21 protein-coding genes are annotated in these 18851 nt (G+C 69.1%); 18 read left to right on the forward strand and 3 right to left on the reverse strand.

Going from position 1 to position 18851, the window contains the following annotated elements; translation table 11 throughout:
* From rplO to glmM, 16 genes are all read left to right on the forward strand, one after another.
* Complete coding sequence (rplO, locus tag ACFY0I_RS00365) at positions 1-456, forward strand: 50S ribosomal protein L15 (RefSeq protein WP_008739693.1); 456 nt, start codon at positions 1-3, stop codon at positions 454-456.
* A gap of 187 nt (positions 457-643) precedes the next feature.
* Positions 644-1960, forward strand: coding sequence for a preprotein translocase subunit SecY (gene secY / locus ACFY0I_RS00370; RefSeq protein ID WP_362882671.1), 1317 nt, complete (start codon positions 644-646; stop codon positions 1958-1960).
* Complete coding sequence (locus ACFY0I_RS00375; protein ID WP_388888068.1) at positions 1960-2607, forward strand: adenylate kinase; 648 nt, start codon at positions 1960-1962, stop codon at positions 2605-2607. The genes secY and ACFY0I_RS00375 overlap by 1 nt, the downstream gene beginning before the upstream one ends.
* 98 nt (positions 2608-2705) lie before the next feature.
* Complete coding sequence (gene map, locus ACFY0I_RS00380) at positions 2706-3557, forward strand: type I methionyl aminopeptidase (protein WP_388888070.1); 852 nt, start codon at positions 2706-2708, stop codon at positions 3555-3557.
* Between the two features lie 138 nt (positions 3558-3695).
* On the forward strand, positions 3696-3917 hold the full coding sequence (gene infA, locus ACFY0I_RS00385) for a translation initiation factor IF-1 (protein WP_003956442.1): 222 nt from the start codon (positions 3696-3698) through the stop codon (positions 3915-3917).
* Positions 3918-3990: 73 nt separating this feature from the next.
* Positions 3991-4104 carry a 50S ribosomal protein L36 gene (gene rpmJ, locus ACFY0I_RS00390; RefSeq protein ID WP_003956441.1) on the forward strand — a complete coding sequence of 38 codons (114 nt, stop codon included), beginning with the start codon at positions 3991-3993 and terminating at the stop codon, positions 4102-4104.
* A gap of 199 nt (positions 4105-4303) precedes the next feature.
* On the forward strand, positions 4304-4684 hold the full coding sequence (gene rpsM / locus ACFY0I_RS00395; protein WP_150518306.1) for a 30S ribosomal protein S13: 381 nt from the start codon (positions 4304-4306) through the stop codon (positions 4682-4684).
* Between the two features lie 54 nt (positions 4685-4738).
* Positions 4739-5143: a 30S ribosomal protein S11 gene (gene rpsK / locus ACFY0I_RS00400; protein ID WP_003956432.1), complete on the forward strand. Its 405-nt coding sequence runs from the start codon at positions 4739-4741 to the stop codon at positions 5141-5143.
* A 150-nt stretch (positions 5144-5293) separates the two neighbouring features.
* Positions 5294-6316 (forward strand): DNA-directed RNA polymerase subunit alpha, encoded by a 1023-nt coding sequence (locus ACFY0I_RS00405; RefSeq protein WP_008739666.1) that lies wholly within the window; start codon positions 5294-5296, stop codon positions 6314-6316.
* Positions 6317-6413: 97 nt separating this feature from the next.
* The gene (gene rplQ / locus ACFY0I_RS00410; protein WP_281204238.1) at positions 6414-6878 is read left to right on the forward strand and encodes a 50S ribosomal protein L17; all 465 of its coding nucleotides are present in this window, start codon (positions 6414-6416) and stop codon (positions 6876-6878) included.
* 179 nt (positions 6879-7057) lie between these two features.
* Positions 7058-7909 (forward strand): tRNA pseudouridine(38-40) synthase TruA, encoded by an 852-nt coding sequence (gene truA / locus ACFY0I_RS00415; protein WP_388888074.1) that lies wholly within the window; start codon positions 7058-7060, stop codon positions 7907-7909.
* A gap of 43 nt (positions 7910-7952) precedes the next feature.
* Positions 7953-9581 carry an ABC-F family ATP-binding cassette domain-containing protein gene (locus ACFY0I_RS00420; RefSeq protein ID WP_388888078.1) on the forward strand — a complete coding sequence of 543 codons (1629 nt, stop codon included), beginning with the start codon at positions 7953-7955 and terminating at the stop codon, positions 9579-9581.
* A 107-nt stretch (positions 9582-9688) separates the two neighbouring features.
* Entirely contained in the window at positions 9689-10966 is a 1278-nt protein-coding gene (locus ACFY0I_RS00425; protein ID WP_388888081.1) for a glycosyltransferase family 87 protein, read from the forward strand.
* A 232-nt stretch (positions 10967-11198) separates the two neighbouring features.
* The gene (gene rplM, locus ACFY0I_RS00430; protein WP_073912858.1) at positions 11199-11642 is read left to right on the forward strand and encodes a 50S ribosomal protein L13; all 444 of its coding nucleotides are present in this window, start codon (positions 11199-11201) and stop codon (positions 11640-11642) included.
* 42 nt (positions 11643-11684) lie between these two features.
* Positions 11685-12200: a 30S ribosomal protein S9 gene (rpsI, locus tag ACFY0I_RS00435; RefSeq protein WP_388888084.1), complete on the forward strand. Its 516-nt coding sequence runs from the start codon at positions 11685-11687 to the stop codon at positions 12198-12200.
* Positions 12201-12335: 135 nt separating this feature from the next.
* Positions 12336-13694, forward strand: a complete 1359-nt coding sequence (gene glmM / locus ACFY0I_RS00440) for a phosphoglucosamine mutase (RefSeq protein WP_388888087.1) — start codon at positions 12336-12338, stop codon at positions 13692-13694.
* A 41-nt stretch (positions 13695-13735) separates the two neighbouring features.
* On the opposite strand, the gene ACFY0I_RS00445 is transcribed toward glmM, so the two are convergent.
* The 3 genes from ACFY0I_RS00445 to ACFY0I_RS00455 all read right to left on the reverse strand — a co-directional run bounded on the left by ACFY0I_RS00445 (position 13736) and on the right by ACFY0I_RS00455 (position 16059).
* A complete protein-coding gene (locus ACFY0I_RS00445; RefSeq protein ID WP_388888089.1) occupies positions 13736-14698 on the reverse strand; it encodes a DUF389 domain-containing protein in 963 nt (320 codons plus the stop codon).
* A 45-nt stretch (positions 14699-14743) separates the two neighbouring features.
* The gene (coaA, locus tag ACFY0I_RS00450; protein WP_388888092.1) at positions 14744-15763 is read right to left on the reverse strand and encodes a type I pantothenate kinase; all 1020 of its coding nucleotides are present in this window, start codon (positions 15761-15763) and stop codon (positions 14744-14746) included.
* A gap of 80 nt (positions 15764-15843) precedes the next feature.
* On the reverse strand, positions 15844-16059 hold the full coding sequence (locus ACFY0I_RS00455; RefSeq protein WP_388888095.1) for a hypothetical protein: 216 nt from the start codon (positions 16057-16059) through the stop codon (positions 15844-15846).
* 14 nt (positions 16060-16073) lie between these two features.
* Here ACFY0I_RS00455 and ACFY0I_RS00460 point away from each other — a divergent pair, with 14 nt between their 5' ends.
* Complete coding sequence (locus ACFY0I_RS00460) at positions 16074-16847, forward strand: hypothetical protein (protein ID WP_388888097.1); 774 nt, start codon at positions 16074-16076, stop codon at positions 16845-16847.
* A 131-nt stretch (positions 16848-16978) separates the two neighbouring features.
* Positions 16979-18826, forward strand: coding sequence for a glutamine--fructose-6-phosphate transaminase (isomerizing) (gene glmS, locus ACFY0I_RS00465; protein WP_388888099.1), 1848 nt, complete (start codon positions 16979-16981; stop codon positions 18824-18826).
* The last annotated feature ends 25 nt before the right edge of the window (positions 18827-18851 follow it).

The following is an 18851-nucleotide window of genomic DNA, read 5'->3' on the forward strand; positions in this document are numbered from 1 at the left end:
ATGGCTGAGAACAGCCCGCTGAAGGCCCACAACCTCCGTCCCGCCCCCGGCGCCAAGACCGCGAAGACCCGTGTCGGTCGTGGTGAGGCGTCGAAGGGTAAGACGGCCGGTCGTGGTACGAAGGGCCAGAAGGCCCGTTACCAGATCCCGCAGCGCTTCGAGGGTGGGCAGATGCCCCTCCACATGCGTCTGCCGAAGCTCAAGGGCTTCAAGAACCCGTTCCGCACCGAGTTCCAGGTCGTGAACCTGGACAAGCTCGGCGCTCTCTACCCCGAGGGTGGAGAAGTCACGGTGGCCGACCTGGTCGCCAAGGGCGCGGTTCGCAAGAACAGCCTCGTCAAGGTCCTGGGCCAGGGCGAGCTCTCCGTGGCGCTGCAGGTTTCGGTTGACGCCGTTTCCGCCTCCGCCAAGGAGAAGATCGCCGCTGCCGGCGGCACCGTCACCGAGCTCGTCTAAGACAAAACTCAGTGACAAATAGCTAGAAACCCGACCGGGGATGCCTCACATATGGGGCATCCCCGGTTGGTCGTTCCACGGGGGGCGCAGTCGCCGGTAAGGTGGCCTGCACCTTTGCTTGTACGTATTCGTCGATCCCTCAGACCGTCACCTCTGACGCAGTAGCGCGGGGGTCGCAGGAGGCACCGTGCTCACCGCGTTCGCCCGGGCGTTCAAGACGCCCGACCTGCGCAAGAAGCTGCTCTTCACGCTCGGCATCATCGTGCTGTATCGGCTCGGGTCCCACATCCCGGTACCCGGCGTGAGCTATAAGAACGTTCAGATCTGTCTGGACCAGATGGGGAATGGCAGCAACAGCCTCTTCGGTCTGGTCAACATGTTCAGTGGCGGTGCGCTGCTGCAGATCACGATCTTTGCGCTCGGCATCATGCCGTACATCACGGCGAGCATCATCCTGCAGCTGCTGACCGTGGTCATCCCGAAGCTGGAGACCCTCAAAAAAGAGGGACAGTCCGGCACGGCGAAGATCACTCAGTACACGCGCTATTTGACGGTCGCGCTCGCGATCCTGCAGGGCACCGGTCTCGTCGCCACCGCGCGGACCGGAGCGCTGTTCGGGAACTGCTCGGTCGCCTCGCAGATCGTCCCCGACCGGTCGATCTTCACCACCGTCGTCATGGTGATCACCATGACCGCCGGTACCTGTGTCGTCATGTGGCTCGGTGAGCTCATCACCGACCGCGGCATCGGCAACGGAATGTCGATCCTGATGTTCATCTCGATCGCCGCCGGCTTCGTCGGTTCCCTCTGGACGATCAAGCTCCAGGGCAAGATCGCCGGAGGCTGGGTCGAGTTCGGCGTGGTCATGCTCGTCGGTCTCGCGATGGTCGGCCTGGTCGTCTTCGTCGAGCAGGCGCAGCGCCGCATTCCGGTTCAGTACGCGAAGCGCATGATCGGCCGCCGTGCCTACGGCGGTACCTCGACCTACATCCCGCTCAAGGTGAACCAGGCGGGCATCATCCCCGTCATCTTCGCCTCGTCCCTGCTGTACATCCCGGCCCTGGTGGTGCAGTTCAGCGGCTCGACCGCGGGCTGGGCCAACTGGATCCAGAAGCACTTCGTCAAGGGCGACCACCCGTACTACATCGCCGTCTACTTCCTCCTGATCGTCTTCTTCGCGTTCTTCTACGTGGCGATCTCGTTCAACCCCGAGGAAGTTGCCGACAACATGAAGAAGTATGGTGGCTTCATCCCGGGCATCCGCGCCGGCCGGCCCACCGCCGAGTACTTGAGCTACGTACTCAACCGGATCACCTGGCCCGGCTCGCTGTACCTGGGTCTCATCGCTCTTGTGCCGACAATGGCGTTGGCGGGCTTCGGGGCGAACCAGAACTTCCCGTTCGGCGGGACGAGCATCCTGATCATCGTGGGTGTGGGTCTGGAAACCGTGAAGCAGATCGAGAGCCAGCTCCAGCAGCGCAATTACGAAGGGTTCCTCCGCTGATGCGAATCGTCCTCGTCGGACCGCCCGGTGCGGGCAAGGGAACGCAGGCTGCGTACCTCGCCAAGAACCTGAACATCCCGCACATCTCCACGGGCGACCTGTTCCGGGCCAACATCAGCCAGGGCACGGACCTGGGCCTGCGGGCGAAGGCGTTCATGGACGCCGGTGACCTCGTCCCCGACGAGATCACCATCGGCATGGCCAAGGACCGCATGGAGCAGCCGGACGCCGTGAACGGCTTCCTGCTCGACGGGTTCCCGCGCAACGTCTCGCAGGCCGAGGCGCTCGACGCGATGCTCGACTCCGGCAGCATGAAGCTGGACGCCGTCCTCGACCTGGAGGTCGAGGAGGACGAGGTCGTCAAGCGCATCGCCGGCCGTCGCGTCTGCCGCAAGGCCTCCGCGCACGTCTTCCACGTCACGTACGCCGCGCCGAAGACCGAGGGTGTCTGCGACACCTGCGGGGGCGAGCTGTACCAGCGCGACGACGACTCCGAGGCCACGGTCCGCAACCGGCTGGAGGTCTACCACACCCAGACCGAGCCGATCATCGACTACTACAAGGCCCAGGGCCTGCTGGTGACCATCCCCGCCCTCGGTGAGGTCGCGGACGTCACCAAGCGCGCGATGGAAGCCCTCCAGAAGTAGTCCCGCTGTAAATGCGTGCGCGTACGGCCGCGGTGTCCTTGGGGCATCGCGGCCGTACTGTTGAGAAGACCCGGTTTCGAAGGTGGAAGGCCCGTTTCATGGTTCAGATCAAGACCCCCGAGCAGATCGCGAAGATGCGCGAGGCAGGGCTGGTCGTCGCCGCGATCCACGCGGCGACCCGTGAGGCCGCGGTGCCGGGCTCCACGACCAGGGATCTGGACATGGTGGCGCGCAAGGTCATCGCGGACGCCGGTGCCAAGTCGAACTTCCTCGGCTACGGCGGTTTCCCCGCGACGATCTGCACCTCGGTGAACGAGGTCGTCGTCCACGGCATCCCGGACGACAAGACGGTCCTCAGGGACGGCGACATCATCTCCATCGACGCGGGCGCCATCGTCGACGGCTGGCACGGTGACGCGGCCTACACGGCCTTCGTGGGCGAGGGCCACGCCCCGGAGCTGGTCGAGCTGTCCCGGGTCACCGAGGAGTCGATGTGGGCGGGCATCGCGGCGATGAAGCTCGGCAACCGCCTGGTCGACATCTCGAAGGCGATCGAGACGTACATCAAGCGCCAGCCGCGTCCCACGACGGGTGAGCACAGCCTCGGCAAGTTCGGGATCATCGAGGACTACGGCGGCCACGGCATCGGGTCCGAGATGCACATGGACCCGCACCTGCTGAACTACGTCTCGCGCAAGCGGGGCAAGGGGATCAAGCTCGTCCCGGGCCTGTGCCTGGCGATCGAGCCGATGGTCTCGCTGGGCACCGCCCAGACGGAGGTGCTGGCGGACGACTGGACGGTCATCACGACCGACGGGACCTGGTCCTCGCACTGGGAGCATTCCATCGCGCTGACCGAGGCGGGGCCCATCGTCCTGACCAGCCCGGACTGCGGCAAGGCGAAGCTGGCGGAGTACGGCGTCACCACGGCGCCCGACCCCCTCGGTTAATGATCTAGACTCTGGGGCAAACTTTCCGGATTCGTCTTTCTGGGTGCCCTGACGTAGACTGACTCGTCGGCTCTCGTGCACTTCCATGCCTGCATGGCGCACGAAGTCGATCAAGGTAGCCGATTCGAAAGGCGAAGCGTGGCCAAGAAGCAAGGTGCCATCGAAATCGAGGGCACCGTGATCGAGTCCCTCCCGAACGCGATGTTCAAGGTGGAACTCCAGAACGGTCACAAGGTCCTCGCGCACATCAGCGGCAAGATGCGCATGCACTACATCCGCATCCTCCCTGATGACCGGGTCGTCGTGGAGCTCTCCCCGTACGACCTGACGCGTGGCCGGATCGTCTACCGATACAAGTAGATCTTGTCCTCACTCCCGACCGGGCATTTCGTCCGGCGCGGGTGGTGGCACTGACCCGGAGAACCTCACCCACATGAAGGTCAAGCCGAGCGTCAAGAAGATCTGCGACAAGTGCAAGGTGATCCGCCGTCACGGTCGGGTCATGGTCATCTGCGACAACCTGCGCCACAAGCAGCGCCAGGGCTGACGCACGCCGACCGACCTGCCTTCCGCAGTTCTTCGCGCGACGTAAGAAAACGTACATACGCAGAATCCGCCCAGCTCCCACAGGAGCCGGCGGCACCTCCGGCGGGGGCCGGGGACCCGGACGTACCACCACCCATCAGGTGTGGTCGGCGGTCGGGGTCGATTCTGCTGAAGACCCCCGAACACACAGGAGCCATTGAATGGCACGCGTTTCCGGTGTTGACATCCCGCGCGAAAAGCGCGTGGAGATCGCACTCACCTACGTCTTCGGTGTCGGTCGCACCCGGTCCAAGGAAATCCTTGCGGCCACCGGTGTGAACCCGAACACCCGCGTTCGTGACCTGGCCGAAGAGGACCTGGTCAAGATCCGCGAGTACGTGGACGCCAACCTCCGCACCGAGGGTGACCTCCGCCGCGAGATCCAGGCCGACATCCGCCGCAAGGTCGAGATCCAGTGCTACCAGGGTATCCGCCACCGTCGCGGCCTCCCGGTGCACGGTCAGCGCACCAGCACGAACGCCCGTACCCGCAAGGGTCCGCGTCGCGCGATCGCCGGTAAGAAGAAGCCGGGCAAGAAGTAGTCCTGTTCAGCGGTCTTGCGCTGTAGGACCGACCACCTCCCGTAGGAGATTTAGATGCCCCCCAAGGGTCGTCAGGGCGCTGCCAAGAAGGTGCGCCGCAAGGAAAAGAAGAACGTCGCTCACGGGCACGCCCACATCAAGAGCACGTTCAACAACACGATCGTCTCGATCACGGACCCCTCGGGCAACGTGATCTCCTGGGCCTCCGCCGGCCACGTCGGCTTCAAGGGCTCGCGCAAGTCCACCCCCTTCGCCGCGCAGATGGCCGCCGAGTCGGCCGCCCGCCGCGCGCAGGAGCACGGCATGCGCAAGGTCGACGTCTTCGTCAAGGGTCCCGGCTCCGGCCGTGAGACCGCGATCCGCTCCCTCCAGGCCACCGGCCTCGAGGTCGGCTCGATCCAGGACGTCACCCCCACCCCGCACAACGGCTGCCGTCCGCCGAAGCGCCGCCGCGTCTGACGCAGCGGACGCACTTGTGCGTCTTTGAGTGTTCGGGCGGTACGAACCCCTCGCGGGGGACGTACCGCCCGTACCCTTGTAGTCCGCAGCGCCATGCTGCACACCGTCGGGCGTCAAATAGTGGGCGTCCACGAATGAAGGAACACAGACATGCTTATCGCTCAGCGTCCTTCGCTGACCGAAGAGGTCGTCGACGAGTACCGCTCGCGGTTCGTGATCGAGCCGCTGGAGCCGGGCTTCGGCTACACCCTCGGCAACTCCCTGCGCCGCACCCTGCTCTCCTCGATCCCGGGTGCCGCCGTCACGAGCATCCGCGTGGACGGCGTGCTGCACGAGTTCACCACCGTGCCCGGTGTCAAGGAAGACGTCACCGACATCATCCTCAACATCAAGCAGCTGGTCGTCTCCTCGGAGCACGACGAGCCGGTCGTGATGTACCTGCGCAAGCAGGGTCCCGGCCTGGTCACCGCTGCCGACATCGCGCCCCCGGCCGGTGTCGAGGTGCACAACCCGGACCTGGTCCTCGCCACGCTCAACGGCAAGGGCAAGCTGGAGATGGAGCTGACCGTCGAGCGCGGTCGCGGCTACGTCTCCGCCGTCCAGAACAAGCAGCTGGGCCAGGAGATCGGTCGCATCCCGATCGACTCCATCTACAGCCCGGTCCTCAAGGTCACCTACAAGGTCGAGGCGACCCGAGTCGAGCAGCGCACCGACTTCGACAAGCTGATCGTCGACGTCGAGACCAAGCAGGCCATGCGCCCGCGCGACGCCATGGCGTCCGCCGGTAAGACCCTGGTAGAGCTGTTCGGTCTGGCCCGCGAGCTCAACATCGACGCCGAGGGCATCGACATGGGCCCCTCGCCGACGGACGCGGCCCTGGCCGCCGATCTGGCGCTGCCGATCGAGGAGCTCGAGCTCACGGTCCGCTCGTACAACTGCCTCAAGCGCGAGGGCATCCACTCCGTGGGTGAGCTCGTGGCGCGTTCCGAGGCCGACCTGCTCGACATCCGCAACTTCGGTGCGAAGTCGATCGACGAGGTCAAGGCGAAGCTTGCCGGCATGGGCCTGGCCCTCAAGGACAGCCCGCCCGGATTCGACCCGACCGCCGCCGCCGACGCCTTCGGCGCCGACGACGACGCGGACGCCGGTTTCGTCGAGACCGAGCAGTACTGAGCCTCGGCTCGCAGAACAGACTTTCCCGCGGCGTCCGCCTCGGGGGAACTGACACCGGTACCTGACACGGCCGGTGCAGATATGAAGGAGTAACACCATGCCGCGTCCCGCAAAGGGTGCCCGTCTGGGCGGCAGCGCCGCGCACGAGAAGCACCTCCTCGCGAACCTCGCGAAGTCGCTCTTCGAGCACGGCCGCATCACCACCACCGAGGCCAAGGCCCGTCGCCTGCGTCCCTACGCCGAGCGTCTGGTCACCAAGGCCAAGAAGGGCGACATCCACAACCGTCGCCTGGTGCTGCAGACGATCACGGACAAGAGCATCGTGCACACGCTGTTCACCGAGATCGCCCCGCGCTACGAGAACCGCCCCGGTGGTTACACGCGCATCACCAAGATCGGCAACCGTCGTGGCGACAACGCCCCGATGGCCGTCATCGAGCTGGTCGAGGCCCTGACGGTTGCCCAGCAGGCCACCGGTGAGGCCGAGGCCGCCACCAAGCGCGCCGTGAAGGAGGCGGAGGCCACCGAGGCTCCCGCCGCCGAGGAGACCAAGGAGGCCTGATCCCCTTCCGGGATCACGCCGAACGGCTCTGAACGGGCCCGCCCCTTCCCGGGGCGGGCCCGTTCCCGCGTTCTCCCGGGAACACGGCCCGGGACACGGCCCGGGACACGGCCCGGGACACGGCCCGGGAACACGGCCCGGGAACGCGGCCCTGGAACACCCCTGAGAGGATCGGTCACGTGAGTGACGAGGTGGAGCCCGGGTACGTCCGGGTGCGGCTGGACCTGTCGTACGACGGCAAGGACTTCTCCGGCTGGGCGAAGCAGCGCGTGCTGCGGACCGTGCAGGGCGAGCTGGAGTCGGCGCTGCAGATCGTGATGCGGCTCGCGGACCCCGTCGAGCTGACCGTCGCCGGCCGCACCGACGCGGGCGTGCACGCCCGCGGGCAGGTCGCCCAGTTCGACCTGGCCGAGGAGGTGTGGGCCGAGCACCACGACAAGCTGCTGCGCCGCCTCGCCGGACGCCTCCCGCAGGACGTACGGGTCTGGCGGGCCGCCGAGGCCCCCGAGGGCTTCAACGCCCGGTTCTCGGCCATCTGGCGCCGCTACGCCTACCGGGTCGGCGACCACCGGGCCGGGGTCGACCCGCTGCGCCGCGGGCACGTGCTGTGGCACCAGTGGCCGCTGGACGTCGACGCCATGAACGAGGCCGCCGCCGCGCTGCTCGGGGAGCACGACTTCGCCGCGTACTGCAAGAAGCGCGAGGGCGCCACGACGATCCGTACGCTCCAGCAGCTCGGCTGGGAGCGGGCCGACGACGGCATCGTCACCGCGACCGTGCGCGCCGACGCCTTCTGCCACAACATGGTCCGCTCGCTGGTGGGCGCCCTGCTGCACGTCGGCGACGGGCACCGGCCGGTGACCTGGCCCGGCGAGGTGCTGGCCGCCGGCGTACGGGACTCCTCGGTGCACGTGGTGAAGCCGCACGGGCTCACCCTGGAGGAGGTCGGCTACCCCGCCGACGAGCTGCTGGCCGCCCGCAGCAAGGAAGCGCGCAACCTGCGGACCCTGCCGGGAACCGGCTGCTGCTGAGATCCGCTTATGCGTTTGGGCGGATCGCGGGGGGACCGGGACAATGCCCGGCATGGGACATCTCGAAGCCAATCACCTGGAGTACTACCTTCCCGACGGGCGGGTCCTGCTCCCCGACGTCTCCTTCCGCGTGGGGGAGGGCTCGGTGGTGGCCCTGGTGGGGGCGAACGGCGCCGGCAAGACCACTCTGCTCAAGCTGATCTCCGGCGAACTCCAGCCGCACGGCGGCGGCGTCGCCATCAGCGGCGGACTCGGCGTGATGTCGCAGTTCGTGGGCTCGGTCCGGGACGAGACGACCGTACGGGACCTGCTGGTCTCGGTGTCCCAGCCGCGGATCCGGGCCGCGGCGAAGGCCGTGGACCGGGCCGAGCACCTGATCCTGACCGTCGACGACGAGGCCGCGCAGATGGCCTACGCGCAGGCCCTCAGCGACTGGGCCGACGTCCAGGGCTACGAGGCGGAGACCCTGTGGGACGTCTGCACGATGGCCGCGCTGGACATCCCGTACGACAGCGCCCAGTACCGCGAGGTGCGCACGCTGTCGGGCGGTGAGCAGAAGCGGCTCGTCCTGGAGGCGCTGCTGCGCGGACCGGACGAGGTCCTGCTGCTCGACGAGCCGGACAACTACCTCGACGTCCCCGGCAAGCGGTGGCTGGAGGAGCAGCTGAAGGCCACCCGCAAGACGGTGCTCTTCGTCTCCCACGACCGCGAGCTGCTGACCCAGGCCGCGGAGAAGATCATCAGCCTGGAGGCGAGCCCGACCGGCTCCGACGTGTGGGTGCACGGCGCGGGCTTCGGCACGTACCACGACGCCCGCAAGGAGCGCTTCGCCCGCTTCGAGGAGCTCAAGCGGCGCTGGGACGAGGAGCACGCCCGGCTGCGGGCGCTCGTGCTGCGGCTGCGCAACCAGGCGGCGAGCAGCCCGGACATGGCCTCGCGGTACCGGGCGATGCAGACCCGCTTCCAGAAGTTCGAGGACGCCGGCCCGCCGCCGGAGCCGCCGCGGGAGCAGGACATCCGGATGCGGCTCAAGGGCGGCCGTACCGGGGTGCGCGCGCTGACCGTGGAGAACCTGGAGCTCACCGGGCTGATGAAGCCCTTCTCGTTGGAGGTGTTCTACGGGGAGCGGGTCGCGGTGCTCGGCTCGAACGGCTCCGGGAAGTCGCACTTCCTGCGCCTGATGGCGGGCGAGGACGTCAAGCACACCGGTACGTGGAAGCTGGGCGCCCGGGTGGTGCCGGGGCACTTCGCGCAGACCCACGCGCACCCCGAGCTGTTCGGGCGCACGCTCGTGGACATCCTGTGGACGGAGGCCGCCAAGCCGCTCGGCCAGGCGATGGGCGCGCTGCGCCGCTACGAGCTGGAGCGCCAGGGGGACCAGCCCTTCGAGAAGCTTTCGGGCGGCCAGCAGGCGCGCTTCCAGATCCTGTTGCTGGAGTTGGCCGGCACCACGGCGCTGCTGCTGGACGAGCCGACGGACAACCTCGACCTGGAGTCGGCCGAGGCGCTGCAGGACGGCCTGGAGTCGTACGACGGCACTGTGTTGTGCGTCACGCACGACCGGTGGTTCGCGCGCACATTTGACCGTTACCTGGTCTTCGGTTCGGACGGTGTTGTGAGGGAGACTCAGGAGCCCGTCTGGGACGAACGTCGGGTTGAGCGCAAGCGCTGAGGGGAAGCCGCGCGTTCGACGGACGCGGTCCCGCCCGGGACGAACGTCGGGTTGAGCGCGAGCGCTGAGGGGCGACCATCCCCCGCGCCGGTCGAGGGGGAGGCGTCGTGGGGCTGCGGCCTAGCACCTGGCTCATGAAGTGGGACCACCCGGAGGCGGGGGACCGGCTGACCGCCTGGCTGCTCGGGCCGGCGCCCCGGTCCCTGCGGGTGGCCTCCCTCGCGGTCCTGCTGACCGTCGCCGTGTCGACGAGCCTGCGCGCCAACTGGGGTTCGGACAACGCCTTCGTGGTCAAGGCCGCCGACGCCCTGATGGCGGGGATCTCCCCGTACGAGGACAAACGCTTCCTCTACCTGCCGAGCGCCGTGATCATGGCGGTGCCGGAGGCGCTGCTGCCGCGCGAGGTGCTGCGCTGGCTGCTGCCGGTGGGCATCTCGGGTCTGGTCGGGGTGGGTTGGTGGGCGGCGCTGCGCCTGTTCTCGGTGCCGCTGTGCTCCCGGTTCGCGGTGGGTGGCCTCGGCCTGTTGGCGCTGGCCTACAAGCCGTACGCGAACCTCGTGCTGATCGGCAACTGGACGGCGATCTCGGCGGCCGCCCTGCCGGTGGCGCTGCTGCTGGCGCACCGGCGCTCGTGGGGCGCGGCCGGGTTGGTGGTGGGGCTGGCCATCGCCTGCAAGCCCATGCTGGTGCCGATCGGGCTGCTCTTCGTGCTGGCCCGGCAGTGGCGCGGGCTGGCCGTGGCGGTCCTGGTGCCGGTGGGGATGTCGCTGGCCGGGGCGCTGCTGATGCCGAACCCGACGCTGTTCTTCACCAAGACGCTGCCGTTCCTGTTCCAGGGCCAGGACTCCTACGCCCTGCCGTGGGACGCCTCGCCGATCGCGGTGCTGCCCCGGCTGGGGGTGCCGGCGCCGGTGGCGGTGCTGCTGGCCTTCGTGGGGGCCTCGGTCGTTCTGTGGGGGGCGTGGACGCGGTGGCGGCGGCCCGACGGGGACGCGGGGGAGCTGCGGCTGGTGGAGACGGCCTGCATGGTGATGCTCGCCGCATTCCTGGTGTCGCGTCCGTCCTTCGACCACTACCTGCTGGTGGTGCTCCCGCTGCTGCTGGCGTCGGGGGTGCGGGAGGGCTCGATGCCGCGCACGCCCTGGTTCTGGGTGGCCCTGGTGCCGCAGACCGCGGGCATCCCGTGGCCCTCGGAGGCCGAGCGCAAGCGGCGTGCGTTTCGGGACGCGGTGACCCTGTGCGGGCTCGCGTTCCTGCTGGCGCGTCGTGTGCTGCGTCCGGGTCGGGTTACTCTGGTTCCTGTAACAACTGCGGGGTCCCCACCCAGGACCGAACCGGAGTGCGCCGCGACGCCAGCAGAATCGGCATCGCGGACCGCGTTTTGACCCGTCTCGGGTCTGCTGGGTATCCTGCTGGTTTGTTATGCGTATTGGCTTTCTCATTCTCACGTGAAAGGCCTTGCGCCGGTCCACCGGACCGATGACCAGCAGTTCGCGCACGGGTTGCGTCCCCGATGCGAACGAGGGCTGTCGTGATCGTCCGTGGTGACCCTGTCAGGACCTTCCCGTGGGGCTTGCGCCCTTGGGATACCACCACTGAAGAAGCGAAGGCATACGCGTGCGTACGTTCAGCCCCAAGCCCGGCGACATCTCGCGCCAGTGGCTCGTCATCGACGCCCAGGACGTTGTCCTCGGCCGTCTGGCGACCCAGGCCGCTGCCCTCCTGCGGGGTAAGCACAAGCCGACCTACGCCCCCCACATGGACATGGGCGACTTCGTCATCATCGTCAACGCCGACAAGGTTCACCTGTCCGGCAACAAGGCGACCCAGAAGATGGCGTACCGCCACTCGGGTTACCCGGGCGGTCTCCGTTCGGTGCGCTACGACGACCTCCTGGCGAACAACCCGGAGAAGGCCGTCGAGAAGGCCATCAAGGGCATGCTCCCCAAGAACACCCTGGGTCGTCAGATGCTCTCGAAGCTGAAGGTCTACTCGGGCGACCAGCACCCCCACGCTGCCCAGCAGCCGGTGCCGTTCGAGATCACCCAGGTCGCGCAGTAGTTCCGGCCACCCCCTAAGACGTAGAAAATTCTGAGGAGCATCGTGGCCGAGACCACCGCCGAGACCCCCGTCGAAGAGTTCGAGGGCGTCGAGGAGTACACCACCGAGTCCGAGGTTGCAGTCGAGGGCGACTACACCTCCGAGTCGCTTGCCGGTCGCTTCGGCGACCCCCAGCCGGCCGCCGGCCTGGGTCGTCGCAAGAACGCCATCGCCCGCGTCCGGATCGTTCCGGGCACCGGCAAGTGGAAGATCAACGGTCGCACCCTTGAGGACTACTTCCCCAACAAGGTGCACCAGCAGGAAGTCAACGAGCCCTTCAAGCTCCTGGAGCTCGACGGCCGCTACGACGTCATCGCCCGCATCTCGGGTGGCGGCGTCTCCGGCCAGGCCGGTGCCCTGCGCCTCGGTGTCGCCCGTGCGCTGAACGAGGCGGACGTGGACAACAACCGCCCGGCGCTGAAGAAGGCCGGCTTCCTCTCCCGCGACGACCGTGCGGTCGAGCGCAAGAAGGCCGGTCTCAAGAAGGCCCGTAAGGCTCCGCAGTACAGCAAGCGTTAATCTGCGCCTGCTGTTCTGCAACGAAACCGCCCCGGCAGCACTCTCCGTGCTGCCGGGGCGGTTCGTTTACCGCCATAAGCGGCAAAGATCTGTCACTAGCGGTCACAAGCGAAGCGTGAACTCGGGAGGACAACAGTGGGACGACTCTTCGGGACGGACGGTGTACGGGGCGTCGCCAACGCGGATCTGACGGCCGAGCTCGCGCTCGGCCTCTCCGTGGCGGCGGCGCACGTACTGGCCGAGGCGGGCACCTTCGCGGGCCACCGGGCCACGGCGGTCGTCGGCCGCGATCCGCGCGCGTCGGGCGAGTTCCTGGAGGCCGCGGTCGTCGCGGGCCTCGCGAGCGCCGGCGTGGACGTCCTGCGCGTCGGTGTGCTGCCCACCCCGGCGGTGGCGTATCTCACCGGTGCGCTGGGCGCCGACCTCGGCGTGATGCTCTCCGCCAGCCACAACGCGATGCCCGACAACGGCATCAAGTTCTTCGCGCGCGGTGGGCACAAGCTCGCCGACGACCTGGAGGACCGGATCGAGTCCGTCTACGAGGAGCACCGCACGGGCGCGCCCTGGGACCGGCCCACCGGCTCCGGCGTCGGCCGGGTCTCCGACTACACGGAGGGCTTCGACAAGTACGTCGCCCACCTGATCGCCGTCCTGCCCAACCGTCTCGAAGGCCTCAAGGTCGTCCTCGACGAGGCGCACGGCGCGGCGGCGTACGTGTCCCCGGAGGCCTTCGCCCGGGCGGGCGCGGAGATCATCACCATCGGCGCCGCGCCCGACGGCCTGAACATCAACGACGGCTGCGGTTCCACCCACCTCGGCCTGCTGAAGCAGGCCGTCGTGGAGCACGGCGCCGACTTCGGTGTCGCCCACGACGGCGACGCCGACCGCTGCCTCGCGGTGGACCACACCGGCGCCGAGGTCGACGGCGACCAGATCCTCGCGGTGCTGGCCCTGGCCATGCGCGAGGCGGGCCAGCTGCGCGAGAACACCGTGGTCGGCACCGTCATGTCGAACCTGGGCTTCAAGCTGGCGATGGAGGCCGAGGGCATCCAGGTCGTGCAGACCGGGGTCGGCGACCGCTACGTGCTGGAGTCGATGAAGCAGCACGGCTACGCGCTGGGCGGCGAGCAGTCCGGCCACGTGATCATCCTCGATCACGCGACGACGGGCGACGGCACCCTGACCGGGCTGCTGCTGGCGGCGCGCATCGCGGCCACCGGGCGGTCCCTGGCCGAGCTGGCCGGGGTGATGACGCGGCTGCCGCAGATCCTGATCAACGTGCCCGACGTGGACAAGTCCCGGGTGACCACCTCCGGCGAGCTGGCCGCGGCGGTCACCGAGGCCGAGCGCGAGCTGGGTACGACCGGCCGGGTGCTGCTGCGTCCGTCCGGTACGGAGCCGCTGGTACGGGTGATGGTGGAGGCCGCCGACATCGAGCAGGCCCGCGCGGTCGCCGGGCGGCTCGCGGACGTCGTGAAGTCGGCGCTCGGCTAGGGCGTGTGGGCCGGCCCGTACGTCGGGCCGGCCCGTACGCGTCAACGGCCGGGGGCCTCGCCCTTGGCCCGGCGGGTCCAGCGTCCCCGCTGGGTCCGCCACAGTGCTTTCTGCCCGTACAGGGTCAGGACGCCCGCCAGCATGATCCCGGCCAGGTTCAGCATGAGCTGTTCCACCGAGCCCCACATCTGGGCGAACTCCGCGTAGCCGAGGGCCACGGCCGCGTTCGCGGCGGCCGGGACGGTGGTCACCGAGATGGCCACCCCGACCAGCGCCCCCGACTTCGCGGAGGTCAGGGAAAGCACCCCGGCGGCGCCGGCGAGCAGCGAGACCACGAAGGAGAACGGGTCGGGCTGCCAGATGAAGCCGGTGTTCGGGCGGGGCCGATCCAGCATCCCCGGTTCGAACTGGCCGATCGCGTCCATGCCCAGGGTGAAGACGGTGGTGGCGGCCATCGCCGCCGCGAAGCCGATCAGCAGCGCGGACAGGGAGCGCAGCGCGAGCCGCGGCTCCCGCCGCACGACCCCGACGCACACCCCGGCGAGCGGGCCGAACTCCGGTCCGACGGCCATGGCGCCCACGATCAGGATCGCGTTGTCGAGGACCACGCCGCAGGCCGCGATCATCGTCGCGAGGATCATGAACGCGCAGTAGGTGATGCTGAGCGTCGACTCCTCGTGGGTGGCCTCCGTCAGCTGCTTCCACAGCACGGCGTCGGCGGCCTCGCCGGGAGCCTCCTCCTCGGCCGCGTCGGCCCGCCGCGACAGCGACAGGTCGATGTTCTCCACGGCGATGGAACCGTCCGCGTCGACGCCCAGTTCCTGGAGCTCCCGCAGGAGCTCGTCGCCGGCCTCGCGGGCGACGTCGCACAGCACGAGGTCGCCGGGCGGGACGCGGGCCGCGCCCTTCAGCACGACCAGATGGGTGGTTCCGACCGTCTTCTCGACGATCGCGACCACGGCGTCCGTCCGGTCCGGCGGGGTGATCATCCGCAGGTGCAGCATGCCCCGCACCCTAGCGAAGCGGGCCCGGCGCCACGGCCGGCGCCGCTACAGCTTGCGCAGGCTCAGCTTCTGCACCTTGTGGTCCGGTCCCTTGCGCACGACGAGGGTGGCGCGGCCGCGGGTGGGGGCCACGTTCTCCATCAGGTTGGGCTTGTTGACGGTCCGCCACATCGTCTGCGCGTACTCCAGCGCCTCCTCCTCGGAGACCTGCGTGTACTTGCGGAAGTACGAGAACGGGTTCTGGAACGCGGTCGCGCGCAGCTTGCGGAAGCGGCCCAGGTACCAGCGTTCGATGTCCTCCGGGCGGGCGTCCACGTACACGCTGAAGTCGAAGTAGTCGGCGAGGCCGACACGGGTCCGACCGTCCTTGCCGGGCAGGGCCGGCTGGAGGACGTTGAGGCCCTCGACGATGAGGATGTCCGGGCGCCGCACCACCAGTTGCTCGTCCGGGACGATGTCGTAGATGAGGTGGGAGTAGACCGGGGCGGTCACCTCGTCCTTGCCGGCCTTGATGTCGGCGACGAACCGGGTCAGCGCGCGGCGGTCGTAGGACTCGGGGAAGCCCTTGCGGGAGGTCAGGCCGCGCCGCTGGAGCTCCTTCATCGGGTACAGGAAGCCGTCCGTGGTGACCAGTTCCACCCGGGGGTGCTCCGGCCAGCGGGCCAGCAGCGCCTGGAGCAGACGGGCCACGGTGGACTTGCCGACGGCGACCGAACCGGCGACGCCTATGACGAACGGGGTGCCCTGCTGGGCGCCGTGTCCGTTGCCCGCGTCGCCGAGGAAGGTGTTCAGGGTGCCGCGCAGGTTGCTGGTGGCCCCGACGTACAGGTTCAGGAGCCGGGACAGCGGCAGGTAGACGTCGCGCACCTCGTCGAGGTCGATGACGTCCCCCAGCCCGCGCAGCTGCTCCACCTCGTCCGCGGTCAGGGGCAGTGGCGTGCGCTCGCGCAGCGCGCTCCACTCCGCCCGGGTGAGGTCGACGTACGGGGAGGCGTCGGGGGCCCGGCGGGGGCCGGTGCGCTCCGTTGCGCGGTCCGGCGTGCCACGCGTCGGCGATGTGATCACACGGCCATTGTCGGGGCTCGGGGGCGTCCGTGGGTGGTGGGGTCGGTCACGTCGCCCGGTCCGGGACGGATCGGGGCAGGTCAGACATGGTTTCGGCGGAAGTGCGCAGGGTTGTGCGCGAACAGGTATCGATCGGAGTCCCGGGAAGTCTCGTCGGCATCACGATTGTCGGGGCGCGCGGCCATCCCGATCGCTCGATCGACGGGCGACCGTACATTGATCGTCATCGCGGCCCTGACGCACGCCCCGCCGAGCGGGGCGCCGCTCGGGCTGCCCTGCTGCTCGTCGTGACTCATGGGGGAGATCCATCGTGCGTACCGCACTCGTCCGTCGTACCGTCCTGACCGCTTCCGCGGTGTCCCTGGGCCTGCTGGTCACCGCCTGCGGTTCGGGCGACTCCGACGCCAAGACGGACGCCAAGCCGTCGGCGTCCGCCGCCGGCGCGGCGTCCTCGGCCGCGCCGGGCGCGAAGGGCAAGTCGGACGCGGAGGTGGCGGCCCTGGTCGTCACCCAGGCCGACCTCGCGGACCAGGTCGTCTCGGCGGAGAGCGCCGCCAAGGTCGTCGCGATGCCGGCCGAGGCCGACAACGCCGCCTGCAGGCCGCTGGTCCAGATCATGGCGTCGCAGAAGCCCGGCGCGGCCACCGGCCTCGGGCGCACCGGCTCCAAGGACAAGCCCAAGGAGCTGCCGGCGAGCGCCACCGCCGAGGAGAAGGTCGAGGCCGCGCTGAAGGCGATCGGCGGCTCCCAGACCCTGGTCACCGTCTCCTCGTACGACGGCAAGGGCGCCGAGGAGGCCCTCGCCGCCGTGAAGACCGCGGCCACCGCCTGCGCCGCCGGTTTCACCGTCACCTCGGACGGCGACAAGGTGAAGTTCGGCGCCGTCGCGCCGGGCGCCGCCGTCACCGGTGGCGACGAGGCCGTGTCCTACTCCGCGCCCATGGACCTGGAGGACGGCGACAAGTCCGCCACCCACTTCGTGGTGGTGCGCAAGGGCAACTCGCTGGCCACCTTCTACACCTGGGGCCTGAAGGCCGAGCAGCCGAAGACCGTCGTCGACGCACAGGTCAAGAAGCTGGGCTGACCCGGCCGCGCCCGACCCGGCGCCCGCGTTCGAACAGGTCGTCGACCCCGTTCCGGTGGATTCACCGGAGCGGGGTTTTCGTCCTGTTCGGGTACGGGGCACGGGGCCGACATCGGCGTACGCTGCCGCCTATGTGCGGAATTGTGGGTTACGTAGGAGCGCAATCGGCGCTCGATGTGGTCATCGCCGGACTGAAGCGGCTGGAGTACCGCGGCTACGACTCGGCGGGCATCGCCGTGCTGGCCGACGGGGAACTCGCCAACGTCAAGAAGGCCGGCAAGCTCGTCAACCTGGAGAAGGAACTCGTCGGACAGCCCCTGCCGGTCGGCTCCACGGGCCTCGGGCACACCCGGTGGGCCACCCACGGCGGGCCCACCGACATCAACGCCCATCCCCATCTGGACAACTCCGGCCGGGTGGCCGTCGTCCACAACGGCATCATCGAGAACTTCGCCGAACTGCGCGGCGAACTGGCCGAGCGCGGGCACCGGCTGGAGTCCGAGACCGACACCGAGGTCGTCGCGCACCTGCTCGCCGAGCAGTTCGCGGTCCACGGGGACCTCGCCGAATCCATGCGCCGGGTCTGCCGGCGGCTCCAGGGCGCCTTCACCCTGGTCGCGGTGCACGCCGACCAGCCGGACGTCGTCGTCGGCGCCCGCCGCAACTCCCCGCTGGTGGTGGGCGTCGGCGAAGGCGAGAACTTCCTCGCCTCGGACGTCGCCGCCTTCATCGCGCACACCCGCGCCGCGATCGAACTCGGCCAGGACCAGGTCGTCGAACTGCGCCGCGACGGGGTCGTGGTCACCGACTTCGACGGCGCGCCGGCCGAAGTGCGGGCGTACCACGTCGACTGGGACGCCTCCGCCGCCGAGAAGGGCGGCTACGACTACTTCATGCTCAAGGAGATCGCCGAGCAGCCGAAGGCCGTCGCCGACACCCTCCTCGGCCGGATCGACGGCAACGGCCTGCTGACGCTCGACGAGGTCCGCATCCCCACCTCGGTGCTCCGCGAGGTCGACAAGGTCGTCATCGTGGCCTGCGGCACGGCCTACCACGCCGGCATGATCGCCAAGCTGGCCATCGAGCACTGGACCCGCATCCCCTGCGAGACCGAACTCGCCAGCGAGTTCCGCTACCGCGACCCGATCCTCGACCAGCGGACCCTCGTCATCGCGATCTCGCAGTCCGGCGAGACCATGGACACCCTGATGGCCCTGCGGCACGCCCGCGAGCAGGGCGCCAAGGTGCTGGCCGTCTGCAACACCAACGGCTCCACGATCCCGCGCGAATCGGACGCCGTGCTCTACACGCACGCCGGCCCCGAGGTCGCCGTCGCCTCCACCAAGGCGTTCCTGACGCAACTGGTGGCCTGCTACCTCGTCGCGCTCTACCTCGGCCAGGTCCGCGGCACCAAGTGGGGCGACGAGATCCGGGCGGTGATCCGGGAGCTGTCGGACATCGCCGCCGCCGTGGACACCGTGCTGGAGACGATGGAACCCGTACGGGCCCTCGCACGCTCCCTCGCCGACAAGAACACCGTGCTGTTCCTCGGCCGGCACGTCGGCTACCCGGTCGCCCTGGAGGGCGCGCTCAAGCTCAAGGAACTCGCGTACATGCACGCCGAGGGCTTCGCGGCGGGCGAGCTCAAGCACGGGCCGATCGCGCTGATCGAACAGGACCTGCCGGTGGTGGTCGTCGTACCGTCCCCGCGCGGCCGGTCCGTGCTCCACGACAAGATCGTGTCGAACATCCAGGAGATCCGGGCCCGCGGGGCGCGCACCATCGTGATCGCGGAGGAGGGCGACGAGGCCGTCGTCCCGTACGCCGACCACCTGATCCGGATCCCGGCGACGCCCACGCTGCTCCAGCCGCTGGTGGCGACCGTGCCGCTCCAGGTGTTCGCCTGCGAACTGGCGACCGCGCGCGGCAACGAGGTCGACCAGCCGCGTAACCTCGCCAAGTCGGTGACCGTGGAGTGAGCGATCAGTAGGGCTGGTTCGTTGC

The sequence above is a fragment of the Streptomyces sp. NPDC001568 genome, from assembly GCF_042893755.1.
Lineage (GTDB): Bacteria > Actinomycetota > Actinomycetes > Streptomycetales > Streptomycetaceae > Streptomyces.

What these genes read in the sequence shown, in the direction of transcription:
- rplO (WP_008739693.1), top strand. Translation starts at nt 1, where the DNA reads ATGGCTGAGAACAGCCCGCTGAAGGCCCACAACCTCCGTCCCGCCCCC.
- ACFY0I_RS00375 (WP_388888068.1), top strand. Translation starts at nt 1,960, where the DNA reads ATGCGAATCGTCCTCGTCGGACCGCCCGGTGCGGGCAAGGGAACGCAG.
- map (WP_388888070.1), top strand. Translation starts at nt 2,706, where the DNA reads ATGGTTCAGATCAAGACCCCCGAGCAGATCGCGAAGATGCGCGAGGCA.
- rpmJ (WP_003956441.1), top strand. Translation starts at nt 3,991, where the DNA reads ATGAAGGTCAAGCCGAGCGTCAAGAAGATCTGCGACAAGTGCAAGGTG.
- rpsM (WP_150518306.1), top strand. Translation starts at nt 4,304, where the DNA reads ATGGCACGCGTTTCCGGTGTTGACATCCCGCGCGAAAAGCGCGTGGAG.
- rpsK (WP_003956432.1), top strand. Translation starts at nt 4,739, where the DNA reads ATGCCCCCCAAGGGTCGTCAGGGCGCTGCCAAGAAGGTGCGCCGCAAG.
- ACFY0I_RS00405 (WP_008739666.1), top strand. Translation starts at nt 5,294, where the DNA reads ATGCTTATCGCTCAGCGTCCTTCGCTGACCGAAGAGGTCGTCGACGAG.
- rplQ (WP_281204238.1), top strand. Translation starts at nt 6,414, where the DNA reads ATGCCGCGTCCCGCAAAGGGTGCCCGTCTGGGCGGCAGCGCCGCGCAC.
- ACFY0I_RS00420 (WP_388888078.1), top strand. Translation starts at nt 7,953, where the DNA reads ATGCCCGGCATGGGACATCTCGAAGCCAATCACCTGGAGTACTACCTT.
- ACFY0I_RS00445 (WP_388888089.1), bottom strand. Translation starts at nt 14,698, where the DNA reads ATGCTGCACCTGCGGATGATCACCCCGCCGGACCGGACGGACGCCGTG.
- ACFY0I_RS00455 (WP_388888095.1), bottom strand. Translation starts at nt 16,059, where the DNA reads ATGAGTCACGACGAGCAGCAGGGCAGCCCGAGCGGCGCCCCGCTCGGC.
- glmS (WP_388888099.1), top strand. Translation starts at nt 16,979, where the DNA reads ATGTGCGGAATTGTGGGTTACGTAGGAGCGCAATCGGCGCTCGATGTG.